We start from the raw sequence: 19718 nt of genomic DNA on the forward strand, positions 1-19718 counted from the left end.
GAAGACGGGCTTTTTCAGCTTCTCGCTACTGCTCTTCCTTCTCCCCTCGGGACAAGGTGCCCTCGGGGTAGAAGGTGGCCCGGAGGGCCGGATGAGGGTACGGAGGAGTGGCGGGCGTTCGAACAATCGCAGCTTCGCCGTACCCTCTCCCCAACCCCTCTCTCCCACGGGGACTTCCTTCGGTCGCCGAAGGGAGAGGGGCTCAAGAACCTACACCGGAATCGCGGTCAACTCGTCGAACCCGAGCGCGAGGTTGATGTTCTGCATCGCCTGGGTGGCCGCGCCCTTGAGCAGGTTGTCCAGGGTGGCGACCACCACCAGGCGCTTGCCACCGGGCGCCACCGCGAAGCCGCCGATCTCCACCCCGTGCCGGCCGGCGATGCGGCTGACCCACGGCGCCTGCTCGACCACGTCCACCAGCGGCTCGCCGGCGTAGCGTTGCTCGTAGCGCGCGCGGACCCAGTCGGCGGTCACTGGCTCGCGCAGCCACAGGTTCGCGGTCAGGGTGATGCCGCGGAAATGCGGGGCCACGTGCGGCATGAACTCCACCGGCACCCGCAGCTGCGCCGAGACCTCGCGCTCGTGCAGGTGATCGACCAGCGCGTACGGCATCAGGTTGTCGCGCAGCAGCCCGACGTCGTTCTTGTCCGACGGCGTGGTGCCGGCGCCGGAATAGCCGGAGACGCCGAAGCACTGCGGCGGGCCGGCCAGGTACTCGAGCATCGGCCAGATCGCCAGCTGCATCGCGGTGGCGTAGCAGCCCGGGTTGCTGATCCGCTTCTGGCCGGCGTAGTGGCCGCGGGTGATCTCCGGCAGCCCGTAATACCAGGCTGGGTCGAAGCGGTGGTCGGCCGACAGGTCGACCACCAGGGTGTCCGGCGCAGCCGCGTCGATGCCGGCGACGATCTCGGCCGACTTGCCGTTGGGCAGGGCCAGCACGACCACGTCGGCGCCCTTGGCCGCGACCTGCTCGTGGGCCAGGTTCTCGTAGCGCAGCTCGCCGCGGTAGGCGTCGCTGTGCTCGGCCACGCGCCGGCCGTCCAGCTCGCGCGAGGACACGAACGCCAGTTCCAGCCCCGGGTGCGCGGCCACCAGGTGGATCAGCTCGGCGCCGGTGTGCCCGCGTGCGCCGACGATGCCGATGCTTCTCTTCGCGGCAGTCATGCTGTTCTCCTCAGCCCAGCAGGGTCGGCTGGTGGGTGGCGCAGTGGGCGACGCAGCGCCCGATCTGGTCGAGCCCGTCGATTCCGTACCAGAACACCTTCCACTTCTCCTGCTTGATGCAGCCGTCGGACTCGGCGTAGTAGAAGATGTTGACCTGGTTGTTGTGCCGCGAGCGCCAGAACAGCGCCGGGGTCTCCTCGCGCATCACGTTCCACACCGCCCGGCCCAGGCCTTCGCCCTGCGCGTCGTCGAGCACGGCGAACTTGTCCAGGTACACGCCCTCCCCGGTGTCGACCAGGATCACCGCGGCGCGGTAGTTCTCGCTGACGTAGGCGCGCAGCAGCCGGGTGCGCTCGAAGTAGTCGGGCACCAGCTCGCGGCCGAAGCTCGATTCGATCAGCGTCTTCAGCGCGACCAGGTCCAGCTCGTCCCAGGAAGTGGCGCGCTGCACCTTCTCGCCGCGCCGCACCAGCGTGCCGGAGCCCTTGTGGGTGAACAGCTCCTTGGCCAGGTCGGCCGGGCGGGTGATCGAGACCGACGAGGTCAGCGGCAGCCGGTCGAGCAGGTCCTTGATCTGCTGGATCTTCACCCGCATGCCGCCGTTGATCCACGGCTGCTGCATCAGGTGCTCGAACTCGGTGGACAGGTTGATCGAATCGATCACCTTGCCCTGCTCGTCCAGCAGGCCGCCGGTGCCGGTGAGGAAGATGATCTTGTACGGCTGCAGCACCTGCACCAGCTCGTTGGCCGAGAAGTCGGCGTTGACGTTGAGGATCTGCCCGCCGGCGGTCTCGCCGAGGCTGGCGATCACCGGGATCGAGCCGGCCTGCAGGCTGGCCTCGATCGGCGCCAGGTTCACCGCCTTGACCTCGCCGACCAGGCCGTAGGTGTCGCGGTCCAGGTACTCGGCCTCGAACACGCCGCCGGTGATCGAGGTGGCGCGCGCGCCGGCCTGCTGCAGCGCCTCCACCAGCTGCAGGTTGGAGGCCTGGAACACCTTGCGCACGATCGCCAGCGCCTGCGGCGTGGTCACGCGCAGGCCGTTGACGGTCTGCTTCTCGATCCCGGCCGCCGACAGCTCCTCGTCCAGCTGCGGGCCGGCGCCGTGGACCACGATCGGGGTCAGCCCGACCTCCTGCAGGAAGGTCAGCGAGGAGGTCAGCGCCTCCAGGTCGTCGCGCAGCACCGCGCCGCCGACCTTGACCACGGCGAAGCGCTTGGCGTCCAGCTGCGAGAAGCGCTTGAGGTACTGGCTGATCTCCTTCGCGCTGGCCATGCTCGAGAGCAGGCGCACGATGGTCTGGCGGGTCTGGGTCTGGGTTGCGGGAACGTTCACTGGGGTGGGGTCTGCTTCAGTACTGCGGTAGCGGTGGAAAGGGGCGGCGACGCGCTCACGCCGCGCCGTGGATGGTCGTGCCGTTGATAGTGGTGCCGTTGACAATCCGGTGGACCGAGGCGGCGTAGCGCCGCAGCTGCTCCAGGGTCACGAACTCGTCGGCGGTGTGCGCCTGGGCGATATCGCCCGGGCCGTAGACCAGCGCGGTGTAGCCGCCGGCGGAGAACAGCGAGGCCTCCGTCCAGAAGTCGACCGCGTTGCCGATCGGCAGCTCCAGCGCGTCGGCGACGTCGCGTGCGGCCAGGCGGCGTTCTTCTGCACGCGCGATGTCTCCCGAAGGCAGGCTCGGCCCGCGGAAGGTCTCTTCGAAGTGCGCGGCGGCCGGCTCGGCGAAACCGGCGAAGGTGGCCAGCAGCTGGTCGACGTCCATCGACGGCAGCGGCCGGAAACCGAAGCGCAGCTCGGCCTCCGGCGCGATCATGTTGGCCTTGATCCCGCCCTCGATGCGGCCGATGTTGAAACGCAGGCCGGTCAATCCGCCGAAGCGGGCGTGGGCCAGCGACTGCACGTGGTCCAGCGCGCGGTCACCCCAGCGCACGGCCTGGTGCAGCGCGCTGGCCGCGGCGTCCTGCTGGCCGGAGGCATGGCCGGCGCGGCCGGTGAACCGCATCAGCACCGAGGCGATGCCGCGGTGGGCCAGCACCGCCTCGCCCATGGTCGGCTCGGCCACCAGCACCGCCTCGTAGGGGATGCCGCGGGCCAGGAACGAAGCAATACAGCGCGGATCGTTGGCCTCCTCGTCCGAGGAGAACAGGAACGCGGCATCGCCATCGCCGGCATGGGCAGCGGCCACCAGCGCGGCGGCCGCGCCCTTGATGTCGCACACGCCCAGGCCGACCACGCGGTCGTCCAGCCGGCGCATGACGTGCGGGTCGGCGCTCCAGTGCGGCGAGTCCGGCACCGTGTCCAGGTGCACGTTGAACAGGTACTTCGGCCTGCCGCGCACCGCGTACAGGCTGACCGCGCCGGCACCGTGATCGACCACCTGCAGGTCGAACCCGGGCAGGTTCGCGGCCAGGTAGCCGAAGATGCCGCCCTCGGCGGCGATCGCGCGCGGCGGGTTGCGGGTGTCGAAGGACACCAGCTTCTCCAGGTGCGCGAGGGTGGATTCGAGCAGGTCGGTCATCGGATCGGTCGTGTCAGTGGCCGGTTGCCGCGGCGCCGTAGGGATCGTCCAGGACGATTTCCATCATCTTGCCCGGCTCGGCCGGTTCGAAACCGAAGCTGGCGTACAGCGCATGGGCATCGGACGTGGCCAGCATGAAGCGGCGCAGGTCCTGCAGGTCCGGGTGCGCCACCACCGCGGCGACCAGCGCCCTGCCGTGGCCGTGGCCGCGGTGCTCCGGCAGCACGAACACGTCGGCCAGGTAGGCGAACGTGGCGCAGTCGGTGATGACCCGCGCGAACGCCACCTGGCCCGCGCCGTCGAGGTACCCGCCGAAGCAAAGCGAACCGGCGATCGCCCGCTCCACCGTCTCCCGCGGGATGCCGGGGCTCCAGTAGGCCTCCTCCGACAGGAACCGGTGGATGGTGTCCACGTCAAGTTCGCCGCGGTCGGTGCTGATGCGCAGTGCGTTCATGGCCAATCGAACTCCCCTGCAAGAACCACCGTCGTCCCCGCGTAGGCGGGGACCCAGCGACTTGACGCCACGTGTCCTACCGGCGTGCAGCAAAGACACTGGGTTCCCGCCTGCGCGGGAACGACGGTACTGGAGATGTCCGCGGAAACCGGGGAAATGGCGGCTAGATACTCCACTACAGCCTCCTCGCATATTCAACGAAGCCGCCGTCCCGCTCCCACCCCTCGCTGGCATACAGCGCCTGCGCCGGCCCGTTGTCGACCGCGGTCGACAGCACCAGCTTCACCGCGCCGCGCGCCCGCGCATCGTCCGCCGCACGGCGCAGCAGCGCCCGGGCCACGCCACGGCCGCGCGACTCGGGCGCCACGAACAGGTCGTTGAGGATCTCGATCGGCGCCGTGCCCACCGAAGTGAACGAGGGATACAGCTGGACGAAGCCCAGCGCCGCACCCTGCCCGTCCACCGCCAGCAACAGCCACGAATCGCCGCGCTCCAGCCGCTCGCGCAGGAACGCGCCGGCCCGCACCGGGTCCGATGGCTGCCCGTAGAACACCCGGTAACCGTCGAACAGCGCGGCCAGCGCCGGCAGGTCGTCCAGGCCGGCGCTGCGTACTTCGATCACGGTGGCGGTTGCATCGCTCATCGCGCCATCGGCCTCAGCGGTTGACCTCGGCCCACAGCGTGCTGCTCATGCCGAACAGCTTGATGAAGCCCTCGGCCTCTTCCACGCCCCAGTCGGCCGACTGCGCGTAGGTGGCGCCCTTGGCGTTGAGGATGTGCGGCGAGCGGATCGCGACCGCGTCGACGCGGCCGCCGCGGGTCTCCAGCACCACTTCGCCGTCGACCTGCGCCTGCGACGACGCCAGGAAGGCTTCGAGGTCGGTCTTCAGCGGGTCGTGGTAGAAGCCCTCGTAGACCAGCTCCACCCACTTGCGCGCCACGTCCGGCTTGAAGCGGTTCTGCTGCTTGCTCAGCACCGCCTCCTCCAGCGCGCGGTGCGCGGCCAGCAGCGCGGTCAGGCCCGGGGCCTCGAACACGATCCGGCCCTTCAGGCCGATCACCGTGTCGCCGGTGTACATGCCGCGGCCGACGCCGTACTGGGCGAACATGGTGTTGAGCTTCGCCAGGATCTTCGCGCCCTCCAGCGGCTTGCCGTCCAGCTCCACCGCCTCGCCCTGCACGAACTTCAGGGTCACCGTCAGCGGCTCGGCCGGCCAGGAGGCGCGCGGCACGCACCAGCCGCGGGCGCCGTCGCCCGGGGCTTCCCACTTGTCGATCTCGCCGCCGGACATGGTCACGCCCAGCAGGTTCTCGTTGATGGTGTAGTGCTTCTGCTTGGCCCGCACCTCGAAGCCGCGCTCCTCCAGGTACTTCTGCTCGTAGGCGCGGGTCTGGGTGTGCTGCTTCTGGATCTCGCGGATCGGGGCGACGATGCGGTAGTCGCCCTGCGCCTTGACCGCCAGGTCGAAGCGGACCTGGTCGTTGCCCATGCCGGTGCAGCCGTGGGCGATCGCGTTGGTACCCAGCTCGGCCGCGCGCGCCAGCGCCGCGTCCACGATCAGGTAGCGGTCGGACACCAGCAGCGGGTACTGGCCCTGGTAGCCCTCGCCGGCCCACACGAACGGCTTGACGAAGCCGTTCCAGATCGCCGCGCCGCCGTCGACGGTGACGTGGCTGGCCACGCCCAGCTCGGCGGCGCGCTGCTCGATGTAGGCGCGCTCCTCGGCGTCCACGCCGCCGGTGTCGGCGAACACGGTGTGCACGTTCCAGCCTTGCTCCTTCAGGTACGGGACGCAGAAACTGGTGTCCAGGCCGCCGGAGAAGGCCAGGACGATGTCGCGGGAGGTGTTGGGACTGGTGCTCATTTCGGGATTTCCGTGGGGAATTCGTTGGGTCGGGCGGGACGGAGGCTCAGGACACCAGTGCGGCCATCACCGCCTTCTGCACGTGCAGGCGGTTCTCGGCTTCGTCGATCGCGATGCAGTTGGGCGAATCCATCACCGCGTCGGTCGCCTTGACGTTGCGGCGCAGCGGCAGGCAATGCGAGAACACGCCGTTGTTGGTCAGCGCCATCTTCGCCTCGTCGACGATGAAGTGCTGGTAGCGGTCGCGGATCGGCTTCTCGGGCTCCCAGTTGCCGAAGTACGGCAGCGCGCCCCAGCTCTTGGCGTAGACCACGTCGGCGCCGGCATAGGCCGACTCGATGTCGTGGCTGACCTGGAACGCGCCGCCGCTCTCGGCCACGTTCTGCTGCGCCCAGCCGATGTAGCGCTCGTCGAGCAGGTACTCGGGCGTCGGGCACAGCAGGGTCACGTCCATGCCCAGGCGGGTGGCGATGGTCAGCGCCGAATTGGCCACCGCGGTGTTCAGCGGCTTGGGGTGGTAGGTCCAGGTCAGCACGTACTTCTTGCCGCGCAGGTCGGTGGTGCCGAAGTGCTCGTGCAGGGCCAGCGCGTGGGCCAGCTCCTGGCACGGATGGGTGATCGTCTCCATGTTGATCACCGGCACGGTCGAGTACCTGGCGAAGGCCTTGAGCACGTGGTCCTCGCGGTCGTAGGCCCAGTCCTTGAACTTCGGGAACGCGCGCACGCCGATCAGGTCGACGTAGCGGGCCAGCACCCGCGCCACCTCGGCGATGTGCTCCTCGGTATCGCCGTCCATCACCGTGCCCAGGTCGAACTCGATCGGCCAGGCGTCCTTGCCCGGCTGCAGCACGATGGCGTGGCCGCCAAGCTGGAACGCGCCCAGCTCGAAGCTGGTGCGGGTGCGCATGGACGGGTTGAAGAACACCAGCGCGATCGACTTGCCCTTGAGCTCGCCGCCCAGCTTGTTGCGCTTGAACAGCGCGGCCTGGGTCAGCAGCGCATCCAGCTCGGGACGGCTCCAGTCCTGGGTGTTGAGGAAGTGCTTGAGCGACATCGATCGTTCCCTTGCGGTGGTGGATGCCCGAGATTCGGGCCTGGTTGTTGCGGTTCTCTTGCGCCTGAAACTTTCGCCGGGCCGGAAACGAAAAAACCCAGCCTGGGGCTGGGTTTTCCGAACGGACAGCACGAAGCTCCGGTCACCCAGCGGAAAGGTGGGGTTCCGGTCGACGCGCGCGCGAGGTCATCCCGGAGGCCATCCGGGCGGCGCTGGCGGCGTGCGGCTGCAGGTCGGTGTTCATCGGGCGCGAATGGTCGCATGCGCCCGCATGGCGCGCAAGCGCCGAGGGCCGCCCAGGCGCCGGGGAGTATTGCCTACCGTCGTCCCGGCGAGGCGCAGCACACCGGCCTCAGGGCGGCGGCAGGGGCGGCGCTTCGGCTTCCCAGGGTGTCACCGCCACGCGCACGCGCAACCGGTTGCCCGGGTCTTCGGCCAGGCGCGAGCGGTACTTGGTGCCCTTGTAGACGTAGTCCACGTCGTAGGCGATGGGGCGCTGGAACTGGCGGTCGACCTGGACCAGGCGGCAGTTCTCGGGCGTGGCCGGGGCAACGGGCGCTGGCGACGGGGCGTCCTGCTCATGCGAGAACATGCCCTTGACCGAGTCGACCATCCGCGAGAACACCCCCGGCTCCTGCCGCTGCTCGGCCGGCTTCTGCTTCTCCGCCGGCACCGGGTCGCAGCGCTCCTCGGTGCGCGACGCGCGCAGGGTCTGGTAGACCGGCTCCACGCGCAGCACCTGAGCATAGTCGATCCTGACGTTCTCCACCGGCACCACGCGGATCCGGTCCCCGGACTGGCCTCCTTCCTGCGCCATCGCCGGCTGCCACGCGCAGCAGGCCATGCCCAGCAATGTGAGTTCCAGCAAGCGGCGCATCGGGTCCGGTGACGACAGGAATCAGACGCCAGTTTAGGCGACGCGCCTTGCAGCCCGCTGAACCGGGAGCCCGGGCCGCGCCATCCATCGCCTTCCTTCCCCTCCGTCCAGGCGGGGCCGGGCCGGCGCGCGGCCGCGGCAGGCTAGAATCCACGGTTCTTCCGCCCCCACCGCCCGTGCCGATGCCCCTGCGCCTGTACAACAGCCTCACGCGCCAGGTCGAGCCGTTCGCCCCGCTCGATCCCGCCAGCCCGACGATGTACGTGTGCGGGCCGACGGTCTACAACTACGTGCACATCGGCAATGCCCGCGGCCCGGTGGTGTTCGGGGTCCTGGCCGCGCTGCTGCGCCGGCGCCACGGCGGCCTGCGCTACGCGCGCAACATCACCGACGTGGACGACAAGATCAACGCCGCCGCCGCCGAGCAGGGCGTGCCGATCTCGGCGATCACCGACCGTTTCGCCGCGGCCTTCCGCGAGGACATGGCCGCCCTCGGCGTGGCCCCGCCGGACATCGAGCCGGAGGCCACCGCCCACATCCCGCAGATCGTGGCCATGATCGAGCGGCTGATCGAGGCCGGCCACGCGTACGCGGCCCAGGGCCACGTGCTGTTCGCGGTCGCCAGCTTCCCGCAGTACGGCCAGCTCTCGCGCCGCGACCCGGAGGAAATGCTGGCCGGGGCCCGGGTGGAAGTGGCGCCCTACAAGCGCGATCCGGGCGATTTCGTACTGTGGAAGCCCTCCAGCGACGATCTGCCCGGCTGGGACTCGCCGTGGGGCCGCGGTCGCCCGGGCTGGCACATCGAGTGCTCGGCGATGGCCGGGGCGCACCTGGGCCGGACCATCGACATCCACGCCGGCGGCATCGACCTGCAGTTCCCGCACCACGAGAACGAGATCGCGCAGAGCCAGTGCGCGCACGGCGGCGCGATTTTCGCCCGTTTCTGGCTGCACAACGGCATGCTCAACTTCGGCGGCGCCAAGATGAGCAAGTCGCTGGGCAACATCGAGAAGGTCCACGACCTGGTCCGCCGGCACCCGCCCGAGGCGCTGCGCTACGCGCTGCTCTCGGCCCACTACCGGCAGCCGCTGGACTGGTCCGACGCGCTGATCGAGCAGTCGGTGCGCACCCTGGACCGGCTGTACGGGACGCTGCGCGACCTGGCCGATGTCGAGGCGCAGGCCGCCATTCCCACCTCGGTCGAGGACGCGCTGGAGGACGACCTCAACACGCCGCTGGCGCTGGCCGAGGTGGCGCGGATCGCCGGCGAGGCGCGCAAGGCCGCGATCGACGCGGACAAGGCCCGGCTCAAGGGCGAGTTGCTCGGCGCCGGCCTGGCGCTGGGCCTGCTGCAGCAGGCGCCGGGGGAGTGGTTCAACCGCGGCGCCTCCGGCGAGGACGATGCGCGCATCCAGGCGCTGGTGGAGGAACGCACTGCGGCCAAGCAGGCGCGCGACTTCGCACGGGCCGATGCGATCCGCGAGCAGTTGGCGGCGGAGGGTGTGCTGCTGGAGGACACGCCGCAGGGCGTGCGCTGGAAACGCGGCTAGCTTTTTCCTTTTGGGACTCCCCTCCTCGGGAGACGACTGCATGCTTTTCTCTTCTCCCTCCGGGACCAGGTGCCCTCGGGGTAGAAGGTGGCCCGAAGGGCCGGATGAGGGTTCGGAAAAGCGACGGGTGGCCGCGCGCCGCGAAGGGGCTTCGCTCCCCTACCCTCCCCAACCCCTCTCCCGGCGGGAGAGGGGCTCAAGCAAGAGCGGCTCCTTCCTGCGAGGGGGAGCCCACACAGGAACCGCAATGCCCGATACCCCCTTCCCGCTCGAACCCACCGCCGCGCTCGCGCAAGCCGCGATCAAGGAAGAGTTCGCCTTCTTCGCCGACTGGTCCGAGCGCTACCAGTACCTGATCGACCTGGGCCGCAAGCTGCCGCCGTTCCCGGAGGAATGGAAGAGCGAGCAGCACCGCCTGCTCGGCTGCCAGTCGCTGGTCTGGATCGTGCCGCAGGGCAACCGCGAGCGGCTGGATTTCCACGCGGTCAGCGACTCGGCCATCGTTTCCGGACTGATCTTCCTGGCCCTGCGCGTGTATTCGGGCCGCTCCGCGGCGGAGATCCTGGCCACCGAGCCGGACTACATCGCCGACATCGGCCTGGCCAGGCACCTTTCCCCGACCCGCAGCAACGGCCTGGCCTCGCTGCTGGCCTTCATCCGCGACACCGCCCGCCACCAGGCCTGAGGTGGACGCGGCGCCGGCCCTGGCGGTCCCGTCGCCGCTGCGCGAGCCGGGCTACCGCGTCCTGCTCGGCTACCGGCTGTGCGCGATCCTGTCCTACCAGATCGTCGCGGTCACGGTCGGCTGGCACGTCTACGAGCTGACCCGCAATCCGTTCTCGCTGGGCCTGGTCGGCCTGGCCGAGGTGCTGCCGTTCATCGGCACGGCACTGTTCGCCGGCTACCTGGTCGACCACCTGCCCAAGCGCCGGCTCGGTGCCGCCGCCTGCGCCGGGCTGGCCACCACCGCGCTGCTGCTCACGCTGATCTCCGCCGGCCACCTGGCGCCCGGCCAGACCTGGCCGATCTACGCGGCGATCGTGCTCACCGGCCTGGTCCGCTCGTTCCTGACCCCGGTCTACACCGCGCTGTTCGCCCAGGTGCTGCGCCGCGAACAATTCGCGCGCGGCGCCAGCATCGGCAGCATCGCGTTCCAGACCGCGCTGGTCTGTGGTCCGGCACTGGGCGGGATCATGGTCGGCTGGGCCGGCAAGACCGCCGCCTACGCGCTGGCGGCCCTGCTGGCGCTGGTAGCCGGCGGCGTGCTGCTGGCGCTGCGGGTGGCCGAGCCACGCACCGACGGGCCGCGCGCGCCGGTGTTCGGCAGTATCGCCGTGGGCCTGCGCTTCGTGTTCAACAACCAGGTCATGCTCGCCGCGCAGGTGCTGGACCTGTTCGCGGTGCTGTTCGGCGGCGCGATCTCGCTGGCGCCGGCCTTCATCCAGGAAATCCTGCACTACGGGCCCCAGGGCCTGGGCATCCTGCGCGCGGCGCCGGCGCTGGGCGCGGTGGCGGTCGGCATCGTGCTGGCGCGGCGGCCGCCGGGACGCCACGCCGGGCGCCTGCTGCTGTGGGCGGTGGCCGGGTTCGGCCTGTGCATCATCGGTTTTGGCCTGTCGCGGCACTTCTGGCTGTCGGCGCTGTTCCTGCTGCTGTCGGGCGTGTGCGATGGCGTGTCGGTGGTGCTGCGCACGACCATCATGCAGCTGGTCACGCCCGACGGCATGCGCGGCCGGGTGGCCTCGATCAACGGCATCTTCATCGGCTCGTCCAACGAACTGGGCGCGTTCTACGCCGGCTCGATGGCGCGGCTGCTGGGGCTGGTGCCGGCGGTGGTGCTGGGCGGCTTCGTGACCCTGGGCGTGGTCGGGGTGACCGCGGTGAAGGCGCCGCGGCTGCGGCGGCTGGACCTCAAGGAGCTCCAATAGGTCGTGCGTGTAGGAGCCGGGTTCAGCCGGCGACACGCCACGTCGGCACAGGCGACGCCCTCATTTTCCCGACGCCCGTGTCGCCGGCTGAACCCGGCTCCTACAAAAAGGAACCCGGAAACGGCGAAGCCCGCCGGATGGCGGGCTTCGCTCGGTACATCGGCGGCGCGGGGCGGACTACTCGCCCTGCTGCTTCTGCATGTGCTCCCAGCGTTCCTGCGCGTCAATGGTGCGCTCGGCGGTCAGGCGCGCGTCCAGGCGCTCCAGGCCGATTTCCTCGCCGGTGTCGACGCAATAGCCGTAGTCGCCGGCTTCCAGGCGCTTGAGCGTGCTGTCGATCTTGCCGATCAGCTTGCGGTAGCGGTCGCGGGTGCGCAGTTCCAGCGAGTTCTCGGTCTCGCGGGTGGCACGCTCGGCCTCGTCGCCGATGTCGCGCACTTCGTCCTTGAGGTTCTCGATGGTCTGCTTGGACTCCTCGACCAGGTCGGCGCGCCACTGCAGCAGCCGCTGGCGGAAGTACTCCTGCTGCAGCGGGTTCATGTACTCCTCGCCGACCGAGGGGCGGTAGCCCTTGGGCAGGAGCGGGCGGCCGGTGGCCTCGTCGACCTTGTAGTCGACGGGGCGGCCGGAGGCACGCGGTTGCGGCGCTTCGGTCTTCCTGGAGACCACGGCGACGGCGACCTTGCCCTTGGGCAGGGCCGGCGCCGGGGCGGCGGGTTTGACGGGATTCTTGCTGGGGGATTTCGATGCGGGCACTGGCTTGGATGCTGCTGGAGCCGGGGCCGGGACCGGCCTGGCAGCCGCCGGCGCTTTCGCGGGAGCGGACTTCACAGGCGCGGCCTTGGCGGGCGTCGGCTTGGTGGGGGCGGGCGTCGGAGCGGGCTTGGGGGCCGGCTTGTTCGCGGATTTCTTGGCGGGAACCTTCTTCGCCGGCGCCTTGGCCACCGGGGCCGCCTTGGTCACCTTCTGCGGGGCCTTCGCGGCCGGCTTCTTCGCCACCGGCTTGGCGGCCTTGGCCGGCGCCTTCACCGTCTTCTTCGCCGCCGGCTTGGGCGCAGCCTTCTTGGCCGGCTTGGCCGGTGCGGCAGCCTTGGCCCCCTTTTGCGGGGTCTTGGCCGCAGGCTTCTTGGCGACGGCCTTCTTGGCGGGAGCGGCGGGCTTCTTGGCCGGCTTGGCGGCCTTCTTCACGGGTTTCTTGGCAGCCACGTACGAAGGTTCCTCTCTGGATTTCCCCGTTGCCGGGAAAGCGCGCCTTTATAGCTCACCCCACCCGACGCGGCAACCTCGAGCGCCGGCGGGTATCATGGCCGGGTGATCGACCGCATGCTCATTCTGGTGTTGCGCGGCTACAAGCGCTTCATCAGCCCCCTGCTCGGCCCGCGCTGCCGCTTCGTGCCCAGCTGCTCTGAATACGCGATGCAGGCGATCGCGCGCCACGGGACCCTGCGCGGCGGCTGGCTGGCCATGCGCCGCCTGGCCCGCTGCCATCCGCTGCACCCGGGCGGCATCGATCCGGTGCCGGAAAAACCCGGACACGCCCACTCCCGCTCCTGCGCAGGACACCATCGATGAGCACACTGATCGTCAACGCCCGCCTGGTCAACGAAGGCCGCGAGTTCGACGGCGACCTGCGTATCGAGCACGGCCGCATCGCCGCGATCGGCAGCGGGCTGCAGGCGCGCTCGGACGAGAAGGTGGTGGACGCGGCCGGCCGCTGGCTGCTGCCGGGCATGATCGACGACCAGGTCCATTTCCGCGAGCCCGGCCTGACCCACAAGGGCGATATCGCCAGCGAATCGGCCGCGGCGGTGGCCGGCGGGCTGACCAGTTTCATGGACATGCCCAACACCAACCCGCCCGCACTCGACGCGGCGAAGCTGGAGTCCAAGTACGACCTGGCCAAGAGCCGTGCCTGGGGCAACTACGGCTTCTACCTGGGCGCCAGCAACGACAACCTCGAGGCGGTGCGCACGCTCGACCCGAAGTCCGCGCCGGGCATCAAGGTGTTCATGGGCGCGTCCACCGGCAACATGCTGGTCGACGACCCGGACACGCTGGACGGCATCTTCCGCGAGGCGCCCACGCCGATCATCACCCACTGCGAGGACACGCCGACCATCGACCGCACCCTGGCCGAATTCAAGGCCAGGTACGGCGAGGACGGCCTGACCGCGGAGATGCACCCGGACATCCGCTCGCGCGAGGCCTGCATCAAGTCGACCCGGCTGGCGCTGTCGCTGGCGCGCAAGCACGGCACCCGCCTGCACGTGCTGCACATCTCCACCGCCGACGAGCTGGCCCTGTTCCAGCGCGGCCCGCTGGTCCACGCCGACGGCGCGCGCAAGCGCATCACTGCCGAGACCTGCGTCCACTTCCTGCGCTTCGACCGCGCCGACTACGCGCGGCTGGGCAACTTCATCAAGTGCAACCCGGCGATCAAGGACGCTTCCGACCGCGAGGCGCTGATCAAGGCGCTGGTGGAGGACGTGGTCGACGTGCTGGCCACCGACCACGCGCCGCACACGCTGGAGGAGAAGCAGAAGCCCTACCTGCAGGCGCCGTCCGGCCTGCCGCTGGTGCAGTACGCGCTGCTGGCGGCGATCGAGCTGGTGCACGAGAAGCGCCTGGACATCGCCCGGGTGGTGCAGAAGACCGCGCACGCGCCGGCGCAGCTGTTCGACGTGGCCGAGCGCGGTTACCTGCGCGAGGGCTACTGGGCCGACCTGGTACTGGTGGACGACGAACCGCTGACCGTGCGCCGCGAGGACGTGCTGTCCAAGTGCGGCTGGTCGCCGTTCGAGGGCACGACGTTCCGGTCCAGGATCGGCGCGACCTGGGTCAACGGGCGCCTGGCCTGGAACGGCCGCGAACTGATCGGCACGCCGGCCGGGCAGCGGCTGGAATTCGCGCGTTGAGCGAGGCGGGAATTCACGTTCGCCCGTCGTCCCGGCGAACGCCGGGACCCGGCGACTTCCGTGCGGATCGCCGCGGCCTGTCCGAAAGGCACTGGGTCCCGGCGTGACCAGCCATTACCAGCCATTCGGCTGTTATAGATCGCTTCGGCTGTGATGAAGCGCTTCGCCGGGATGACGGTCGTTGTCCTTTCCGCCTTCGCGGCGTTCTTTTCGCCTGCCCTGCCCGCGCAAGCCCAGGACGCACAGGTCGCCGCCGACCAACGCGTCGTGTTCCCCGCCAGCGTCCCGCAGGGCTCGATGGTGCTGGGCAAGGTGCCGCCGGGCAGCCGCGTCGAGGTCGCCGGCCGGCGGCTGCGCACCACCGGCTACGGCACCGTGGTGTTCGGCATCGGCCGCGACGAAGCCGGGCCGGTGCGGGTGGCCGTGGTCCGCCCGGACGGCAGCCGCGCCGACGCCAGCATCGCGGTGACGCCGCGCGACTGGCCGGTGCAGCGCGTGGACGGCGTGCCGCCGAAGACAGTGGATCCACCTCCGGCGATCGCCGAGCGCATCCGCCGCGAACAGGCCCGGGTCACCGCCGCGCGCGCGCGCGACGACGACCGCGCCGATTTCGCCCGGCCCTTCGTGTGGCCGGTGCAGGGCCGGATCAGCGGCCGCTTCGGCAACCAGCGCGTCTACAACGGCAAGCCCGGTTCGCCGCACTCGGGCATGGACATCGCCGCGCCGACCGGCACCCCGGTCAAGGCGCCGGCCGCCGGCGTGGTCACCTTCGCCGATCCCGATCTGTACCTGACCGGCGGCACCGTGCTGCTCGACCACGGCTTCGGCATCAGCTCCAATTTCCTGCACCTGTCGCGGATCGACGTGAAGGTCGGCGACCGGGTCGAACAGGGGCAGACGATCGGCGCGGTGGGCGCGACCGGGCGGGCGACGGGACCGCACCTGCACTGGGGGATGAACTGGTTCGATACCCGCATCGACCCGCTGCTGGTATTGGAACGGACGCCGTAGCCACGCCGGTGTTTTTCTGCGCAGCGCGCGGCGCGTTCAACCACCCATGCAAGCGTTCCGCATCCGTCATCCCCGCGCAGGCGGGGACCCAGTGACTTTGCGCCCACGCCGAGGGCAACGAAACCGCAGGACGGGTGCCGCGACGGGCATACGGGCCGGTCTCCCATCGGTTGCCGGACCGCGACGTGGACGCGACGTGGCTTGCAGGGGCGCCACACGCGCCGCCGCGCGGCGAATGCGAACAAGGGACTTGCCCTGGTCGCCCGTGCCGACGGCGCCGGGTCGCGGGCAAGCCCGGCTCCTACAGCGGCAGGCGGTCGCCGGGCTGCAGCAGCGGCGGGTCGGCGCGGAAGGTATCCGGGTACTTGATCCCAGCGCCGGTGTTGAGCGCCACCACCCGCTCCCCGCCCCGGATCCAGCCGTTGCGGCGCAGCTCGCGCGCGGCGGCGAACAAGGCCGCGCCCTCCGGGCAGACGAAGGCGCCCTCGCATTCGGCCGCGCGGCGCTGCGCGGCCAGCAGGTCGTCGTCGTCCACCGCGACCGCGCAGCCTTCGCTCTCGTACAGCGCCTCCAGCACCAGGAAGTCGCCCAGCGCCTTGGGCACGTTGATGCCGAAGGCCACCGTGCGCGAATCCGGCCAGAACTCCGAGACCGTCGCGCGCGCCTCCCAGGCGCGCACGATCGGCGCGCAGCCGCTGGCCTGCACCGCCACCAGCCGCGGCAACGGACGCGACGGGTCGATCCAGCCCAGTTCGCGCAGTTCCTTGAACGCCTTGTGGAGGCCGATCAGACCGACGCCGCCGCCGGTCGGGTACAGGATCACGTCGGGCAGGCGCCAGCCGCACTGCTCGGCCAGCTCCAGGCCCATGGTCTTCTTGCCCTCGATCCGGTACGGCTCCTTCAGCGTGGAGGCGTCGTACAGGCCGCCCTCGGCCACCGCCTGGGCCACGATCCGGCCGGCGTCGCTGATCAGGCCTTCGACCAGGTACAGGTCGGCGCCGCAGATCGCTATCTCTTGACGGGTGATCGCCGGCGCGTCCTTCGGCATCACGATGGTCGCGCGGATGCCCGCGCGCGCCGCGTACAGCGCCCAGGCCGCGCCGGCGTTGCCGTTGGTCGGCATCGCCAGCCGGGTCACGCCGAGCTCGCGCGCCCGCGAAACCCCGACCGCGGCGCCGCGCGCCTTGAACGAGCCGGTCGGGACGATGCCCTCGTCCTTCATCCACAGCCCGCCGATGCCCAGTTCGCGACCCAGACGCGGCAATGGCAGCAACGGCGTGAAGCCTTCGCCGAGGCTGACCACGTGCGCCGGATCGCGCACCGGCAGCAGTTCGCGGTAGCGCCAGAGCGTGGGTTCGCGCCCGGCCAGGTCCGCCGGTCGCCACGACCGCGCCAGCGACGCCAGGTCGTAGGCCGCCAGCAGCGGCGCGCCGATCCGGCTCAGCTGCTGGATCCGGTCGGCGTCGTAGCGCTCGCCGCTCTTCGGGCAATACAGGTGCGAGAGATGGCTGCCGGTGCCGGAGGGCTGCGCTTGCATGGCGTGCGCCGCGGAGGGCGCCGCAGGATAGCACCGCCGGCGACGGCCGCCGGATCGTGCGACGACCCGGCGCGCATGGGCGTGACGTCGACTTCGCGCCGGCGGCTGCCGGCGGCGGATCAGCGTGCCGGATTGGTCCCGCTGACGCTGGCCACCGCGTCGTGCGGGTGCAGGCTCTCGAAGTGGGAGACGGTGGCCTCGTAGCGCTCGATGCGCGGGTCGGCCGACAGCACCGAGGCCACCCGGCGGGCGGCGTCCTCGCAGAACATCAGGTTCTCGGCGTTGAGCATGGCGAAGGCCTGCTCGTCCTCGCGCTTGACCGCGGTCTGCACCGGCGTGCCCAGCGCCGCCTCCAGCGCGTCGACCAGCGCCACCAGCGGCAGTTCGTCGAACTGCGGGCGCAGTTCGACCTTGACCCTGGCCTCGCTGCGCTGCGCGTGCGGGGTGGCGGCCATGCCGCGCTCGGAGGCGAGCCAGTCGCGGACCACGCCGGTGGAGATCGGCCGTGCGTCGGCGAAATCCTCGGCGAAGCGTTCGGCGTTGGCCTGCCGCGACAGCGCGGCCGAGCACGGGCAGGTGCTGGAGTATTCGACGCCGAAGCCGAGCACCAGCTTCAGGTGGCCGTGCTCGAGCACCGCCTCGATCTCGACCGGGTAGCGCTTCCAGCCGGCGTTGTCGCTGCGCAGCGCGCGGCGCAGCAGCAGCGCCTCGTAGCGCAGGCGCAGGCGCGCACGGCTGGACAGGCCGGCCTGCGAATCGACGCTGCCCTGCAGGACGTGGCGCAGCCCGGCCGGGGTGACCTCGTTGCGGGCCAGTTCCTCCTGCAGCCGCAGGTACAGCCGCGACATGTGGATGCCGCGCTCGCCGGCCTGCTTCAGGTCGACCGACAGGTCCACCCGGGCGGCGACCTGGACGTGCCCGCCGGCGCCGTCGGACACGCGCACCGGGAGGGCGATGCCTTCCATGCCGACCCAGTCCAGCGGGCGCGCCAGGGTGGCGGGCTGGTGGGCGACGTCGGGCAGCGAGGCGACGTGGGGGGCTGCGGGGGCGGGAACGGACATGGGGTCGACTGGAAACGGCGGGGAAGGCGGATCGGCTCGAGGGCCTGGCGATCCGGGAAATGATCGAATCGGGACCGATTCGGGTCGGATTGTAGCCGCTGCCGGCCGCACAGCTGCCGAACGGCGTGCAACGGACTGTCGCGCGGGGGGATGACGGCCATACGACGGGTGGGGGCGTGGGGATGGGCGACGGCGCCGTGGCGCATCCGGGACGGCCGACGAAGATGGGCGCCGGCCCGGGACTCTCCCTACGCCCGCGCCGCGCGCCAGGCCTGCCAGAGCGTGCGCAGCGGGCGCCGGCCCGGCTGCGGCAGGTGGCCATCGGCGAACAGGCCCAGGCGATGGCGGGCGAAGGCCGACCACATCCGCCGCGCGGGTGCCCCGCCCGGCCGCGAGGGCCAGGCGTCGAGCAGTTCGCCGGCCCAGTCGCGCTGGGCGCGCTCGCGCGCGGCGGCGCCACCGGCCTCGTCCACTGGCCGGGCCAGCGGTACCGCCTCCAGCCCGGCTTCGGCCAGCCGCGTCGCCAGCACCTGCGCGGCCAGCGCCTGTGGCCAGGCCCGCGGCCCGCCCAGCACCGCCGCCTCGGCGTCGGCCACGGCATCGGCATAGGCCGCCAGCGACGCCAGCGCGGCGGCGCCGTCGACCGGCCGCCCGCGGGCGGGCACCAGGTCGGGCAGCGCATCGGCCAGCCGCGCCCATGGCGCCTGGACCGGTTCGAGCAGGCGCCCGAGCGGATGCCGGGAACGATGCCCGGACCAGTCGCGCAGCTCGGTCGCCCACCAGCCGAGCTTGGCGTCGGCCGGCAGCGGGTCGCCAGCGACGTTGAGGATGTCGTCGAACTCCTGCAGCAGGGCGAACCAGGCCAGGGTCCGCGCACGCTGCCCTTCGGGAGCGAACACCTCGGCCACGGCCCATTCCGGCCAGCGGGCGCGCCATTTGTCGAGGAAGCTGTCGAGGGCGGTGGGGGTGGTCATCGAAGGTCGTTGCGTCGCACTTGGCTGTTGTAGGAGCCGGGTTCAGCCGGCGACATGCCACGCCGGCACAGGCGACTCCTTCATGGTTCCGACACCCGTGTCGCCGGCTGAACCCGGCTCCTACAGGCGGCGGGGCCAGAGGGCGGGTTGCAGCAGTTCCGGCGGCCGGTGGGCGATGGCGTCGGCCTGCCAGGTCTCAGGGTCCTCCCCGTCGAGCCGGTAGCCCCACAGCACCGCGATCGAAGGCATGCCCGCGGCGCGCGCGGCGGCCACGTCGCGCTCGTCGTCGCCGACGTACACGCACGCGCCCGGGTCCGTGCCCAGTCGCGCCGCCGCCTCGGTCAGCGGCAGCGGGTGCGGCTTCTTCTCGGCCAGGGTGTCGCCGCCGATCAGCACCGCGCAGCGCGATTGCCAGCCCAGCCCGGCGACCACGTCGCGGGCCAGGTATTCGGGCTTGTTGGTGACGATGCCCCAGCGCGCACCGTCGTCCTCAAGCGCCTGCAACATGTCCGCCACGCCGTCGAACAGCACGCTGTGCCGGCCCAGTTCCTCGCGGTAGATGGCCAGGAACTCGGGCACCAGCGCCTCGCGCCCCCCGGCATCCAGCTCAGGGAAGCTGGCCGCGATCATCGCCCGCGCACCCTTGGATACGTGCTGGCGCAGCATCGCCAGCGTGGTCGGCGCGCGGTCGCGGGTGGCGAGCATGCGGTTGGCGGTGGCCAGCATGTCCGGCGCGCTGTCCAGCAGGGTGCCGTCCAGGTCGAACAGAGCCACGCGCGGGAAGCGCGATACCGCGACGCCCATGC

At 71.0% G+C, this 19718-nt stretch carries 19 protein-coding genes; 6 read left to right on the forward strand and 13 right to left on the reverse strand.

The window, feature by feature from the left end:
• Positions 1–210 precede the first annotated feature (210 nt).
• From argC to WQ53_RS01270, 8 genes are all read right to left on the reverse strand, one after another.
• On the reverse strand, positions 211–1164 hold the full coding sequence (argC, locus tag WQ53_RS01235) for an N-acetyl-gamma-glutamyl-phosphate reductase (RefSeq protein ID WP_052629638.1): 954 nt from the start codon (positions 1162–1164) through the stop codon (positions 211–213).
• Between the two features lie 10 nt (positions 1165–1174).
• Positions 1175–2440 carry an acetylglutamate kinase gene (locus tag WQ53_RS01240; protein WP_236685967.1) on the reverse strand — a complete coding sequence of 422 codons (1266 nt, stop codon included), beginning with the start codon at positions 2438–2440 and terminating at the stop codon, positions 1175–1177.
• Positions 2441–2555: 115 nt separating this feature from the next.
• Positions 2556–3686: an acetylornithine deacetylase gene (locus tag WQ53_RS01245; protein ID WP_052629640.1), complete on the reverse strand. Its 1131-nt coding sequence runs from the start codon at positions 3684–3686 to the stop codon at positions 2556–2558.
• Positions 3687–3699: 13 nt separating this feature from the next.
• A complete protein-coding gene (locus tag WQ53_RS01250) occupies positions 3700–4140 on the reverse strand; it encodes a GNAT family N-acetyltransferase (RefSeq protein WP_052629641.1) in 441 nt (146 codons plus the stop codon).
• A gap of 175 nt (positions 4141–4315) precedes the next feature.
• The gene (locus WQ53_RS01255; protein WP_052629642.1) at positions 4316–4783 is read right to left on the reverse strand and encodes a GNAT family N-acetyltransferase; all 468 of its coding nucleotides are present in this window, start codon (positions 4781–4783) and stop codon (positions 4316–4318) included.
• Positions 4784–4796: 13 nt separating this feature from the next.
• Positions 4797–6005, reverse strand: coding sequence for an argininosuccinate synthase (locus WQ53_RS01260; RefSeq protein WP_052629643.1), 1209 nt, complete (start codon positions 6003–6005; stop codon positions 4797–4799).
• Positions 6006–6051: 46 nt separating this feature from the next.
• A complete protein-coding gene (locus tag WQ53_RS01265; protein ID WP_052629644.1) occupies positions 6052–7059 on the reverse strand; it encodes an N-acetylornithine carbamoyltransferase in 1008 nt (335 codons plus the stop codon).
• Between the two features lie 352 nt (positions 7060–7411).
• Positions 7412–7936: a hypothetical protein gene (locus tag WQ53_RS01270; RefSeq protein WP_052629645.1), complete on the reverse strand. Its 525-nt coding sequence runs from the start codon at positions 7934–7936 to the stop codon at positions 7412–7414.
• Between the two features lie 182 nt (positions 7937–8118).
• Here WQ53_RS01270 and cysS point away from each other — a divergent pair, with 182 nt between their 5' ends.
• From cysS to WQ53_RS01285, 3 genes are all read left to right on the forward strand, one after another.
• Positions 8119–9486: a cysteine--tRNA ligase gene (gene cysS, locus WQ53_RS01275; protein WP_052629646.1), complete on the forward strand. Its 1368-nt coding sequence runs from the start codon at positions 8119–8121 to the stop codon at positions 9484–9486.
• Positions 9487–9733: 247 nt separating this feature from the next.
• Positions 9734–10171 (forward strand): SufE family protein, encoded by a 438-nt coding sequence (locus WQ53_RS01280; protein WP_052629647.1) that lies wholly within the window; start codon positions 9734–9736, stop codon positions 10169–10171.
• A 19-nt stretch (positions 10172–10190) separates the two neighbouring features.
• Complete coding sequence (locus WQ53_RS01285) at positions 10191–11414, forward strand: MFS transporter (protein WP_428992297.1); 1224 nt, start codon at positions 10191–10193, stop codon at positions 11412–11414.
• Between the two features lie 177 nt (positions 11415–11591).
• On the opposite strand, the gene dksA is transcribed toward WQ53_RS01285, so the two are convergent.
• A complete protein-coding gene (gene dksA, locus WQ53_RS16140; protein WP_082112787.1) occupies positions 11592–12620 on the reverse strand; it encodes an RNA polymerase-binding protein DksA in 1029 nt (342 codons plus the stop codon).
• Between the two features lie 117 nt (positions 12621–12737).
• On the opposite strand from dksA, the gene yidD reads away from it, so the two are divergent.
• The 3 genes from yidD (at position 12738) to WQ53_RS01310 (ending at position 15340) form a co-directional block, all read left to right on the forward strand.
• Positions 12738–12986 (forward strand): membrane protein insertion efficiency factor YidD, encoded by a 249-nt coding sequence (gene yidD, locus WQ53_RS01300; protein WP_236685968.1) that lies wholly within the window; start codon positions 12738–12740, stop codon positions 12984–12986.
• The gene (locus WQ53_RS01305) at positions 12983–14329 is read left to right on the forward strand and encodes a dihydroorotase (protein ID WP_052629651.1); all 1347 of its coding nucleotides are present in this window, start codon (positions 12983–12985) and stop codon (positions 14327–14329) included. The genes yidD and WQ53_RS01305 overlap by 4 nt, the downstream gene beginning before the upstream one ends.
• Positions 14330–14500: 171 nt before the next feature.
• Positions 14501–15340 (forward strand): M23 family metallopeptidase, encoded by an 840-nt coding sequence (locus WQ53_RS01310; RefSeq protein ID WP_052633835.1) that lies wholly within the window; start codon positions 14501–14503, stop codon positions 15338–15340.
• A gap of 301 nt (positions 15341–15641) precedes the next feature.
• On the opposite strand, the gene WQ53_RS01315 is transcribed toward WQ53_RS01310, so the two are convergent.
• The 4 genes from WQ53_RS01315 to WQ53_RS01330 all read right to left on the reverse strand — a co-directional run bounded on the left by WQ53_RS01315 (position 15642) and on the right by WQ53_RS01330 (position 19716).
• A complete protein-coding gene (locus WQ53_RS01315; protein WP_052629653.1) occupies positions 15642–16877 on the reverse strand; it encodes a threonine synthase in 1236 nt (411 codons plus the stop codon).
• Between the two features lie 119 nt (positions 16878–16996).
• Complete coding sequence (gene folE2 / locus WQ53_RS01320) at positions 16997–17938, reverse strand: GTP cyclohydrolase FolE2 (RefSeq protein ID WP_052629655.1); 942 nt, start codon at positions 17936–17938, stop codon at positions 16997–16999.
• A 248-nt stretch (positions 17939–18186) separates the two neighbouring features.
• On the reverse strand, positions 18187–18912 hold the full coding sequence (locus WQ53_RS01325) for a squalene/phytoene synthase family protein (RefSeq protein WP_052629657.1): 726 nt from the start codon (positions 18910–18912) through the stop codon (positions 18187–18189).
• A 120-nt stretch (positions 18913–19032) separates the two neighbouring features.
• On the reverse strand, positions 19033–19716 hold the full coding sequence (locus WQ53_RS01330; protein ID WP_052629659.1) for a phosphoglycolate phosphatase: 684 nt from the start codon (positions 19714–19716) through the stop codon (positions 19033–19035).
• Positions 19717–19718: the final 2 nt, after the last annotated feature.

This window comes from Pseudoxanthomonas suwonensis (genome assembly GCF_000972865.1).
Taxonomy (GTDB): Bacteria; Pseudomonadota; Gammaproteobacteria; order Xanthomonadales; family Xanthomonadaceae; genus Pseudoxanthomonas; species Pseudoxanthomonas suwonensis_B.

Coding starts and splice junctions, on each gene's coding strand:
- WQ53_RS01240 (WP_236685967.1), bottom strand. CDS start 2,440: ATGGCCAGCGCGAAGGAGATCAGCCAGTACCTCAAGCGCTTCTCGCAG.
- WQ53_RS01270 (WP_052629645.1), bottom strand. CDS start 7,936: ATGCGCCGCTTGCTGGAACTCACATTGCTGGGCATGGCCTGCTGCGCG.
- WQ53_RS01330 (WP_052629659.1), bottom strand. CDS start 19,716: ATGGGCGTCGCGGTATCGCGCTTCCCGCGCGTGGCTCTGTTCGACCTG.
- folE2 (WP_052629655.1), bottom strand. CDS start 17,938: ATGTCCGTTCCCGCCCCCGCAGCCCCCCACGTCGCCTCGCTGCCCGAC.
- WQ53_RS01245 (WP_052629640.1), bottom strand. CDS start 3,686: ATGACCGACCTGCTCGAATCCACCCTCGCGCACCTGGAGAAGCTGGTG.
- WQ53_RS01305 (WP_052629651.1), top strand. CDS start 12,983: ATGAGCACACTGATCGTCAACGCCCGCCTGGTCAACGAAGGCCGCGAG.
- WQ53_RS01310 (WP_052633835.1), top strand. CDS start 14,501: ATGACGGTCGTTGTCCTTTCCGCCTTCGCGGCGTTCTTTTCGCCTGCC.
- WQ53_RS01325 (WP_052629657.1), bottom strand. CDS start 18,912: ATGACCACCCCCACCGCCCTCGACAGCTTCCTCGACAAATGGCGCGCC.
- yidD (WP_236685968.1), top strand. CDS start 12,738: ATGCTCATTCTGGTGTTGCGCGGCTACAAGCGCTTCATCAGCCCCCTG.
- WQ53_RS01260 (WP_052629643.1), bottom strand. CDS start 6,005: ATGAGCACCAGTCCCAACACCTCCCGCGACATCGTCCTGGCCTTCTCC.
- argC (WP_052629638.1), bottom strand. CDS start 1,164: ATGACTGCCGCGAAGAGAAGCATCGGCATCGTCGGCGCACGCGGGCAC.
- cysS (WP_052629646.1), top strand. CDS start 8,119: ATGCCCCTGCGCCTGTACAACAGCCTCACGCGCCAGGTCGAGCCGTTC.
- WQ53_RS01280 (WP_052629647.1), top strand. CDS start 9,734: ATGCCCGATACCCCCTTCCCGCTCGAACCCACCGCCGCGCTCGCGCAA.
- WQ53_RS01265 (WP_052629644.1), bottom strand. CDS start 7,059: ATGTCGCTCAAGCACTTCCTCAACACCCAGGACTGGAGCCGTCCCGAG.
- WQ53_RS01255 (WP_052629642.1), bottom strand. CDS start 4,783: ATGAGCGATGCAACCGCCACCGTGATCGAAGTACGCAGCGCCGGCCTG.
- WQ53_RS01250 (WP_052629641.1), bottom strand. CDS start 4,140: ATGAACGCACTGCGCATCAGCACCGACCGCGGCGAACTTGACGTGGAC.
- WQ53_RS01315 (WP_052629653.1), bottom strand. CDS start 16,877: ATGCAAGCGCAGCCCTCCGGCACCGGCAGCCATCTCTCGCACCTGTAT.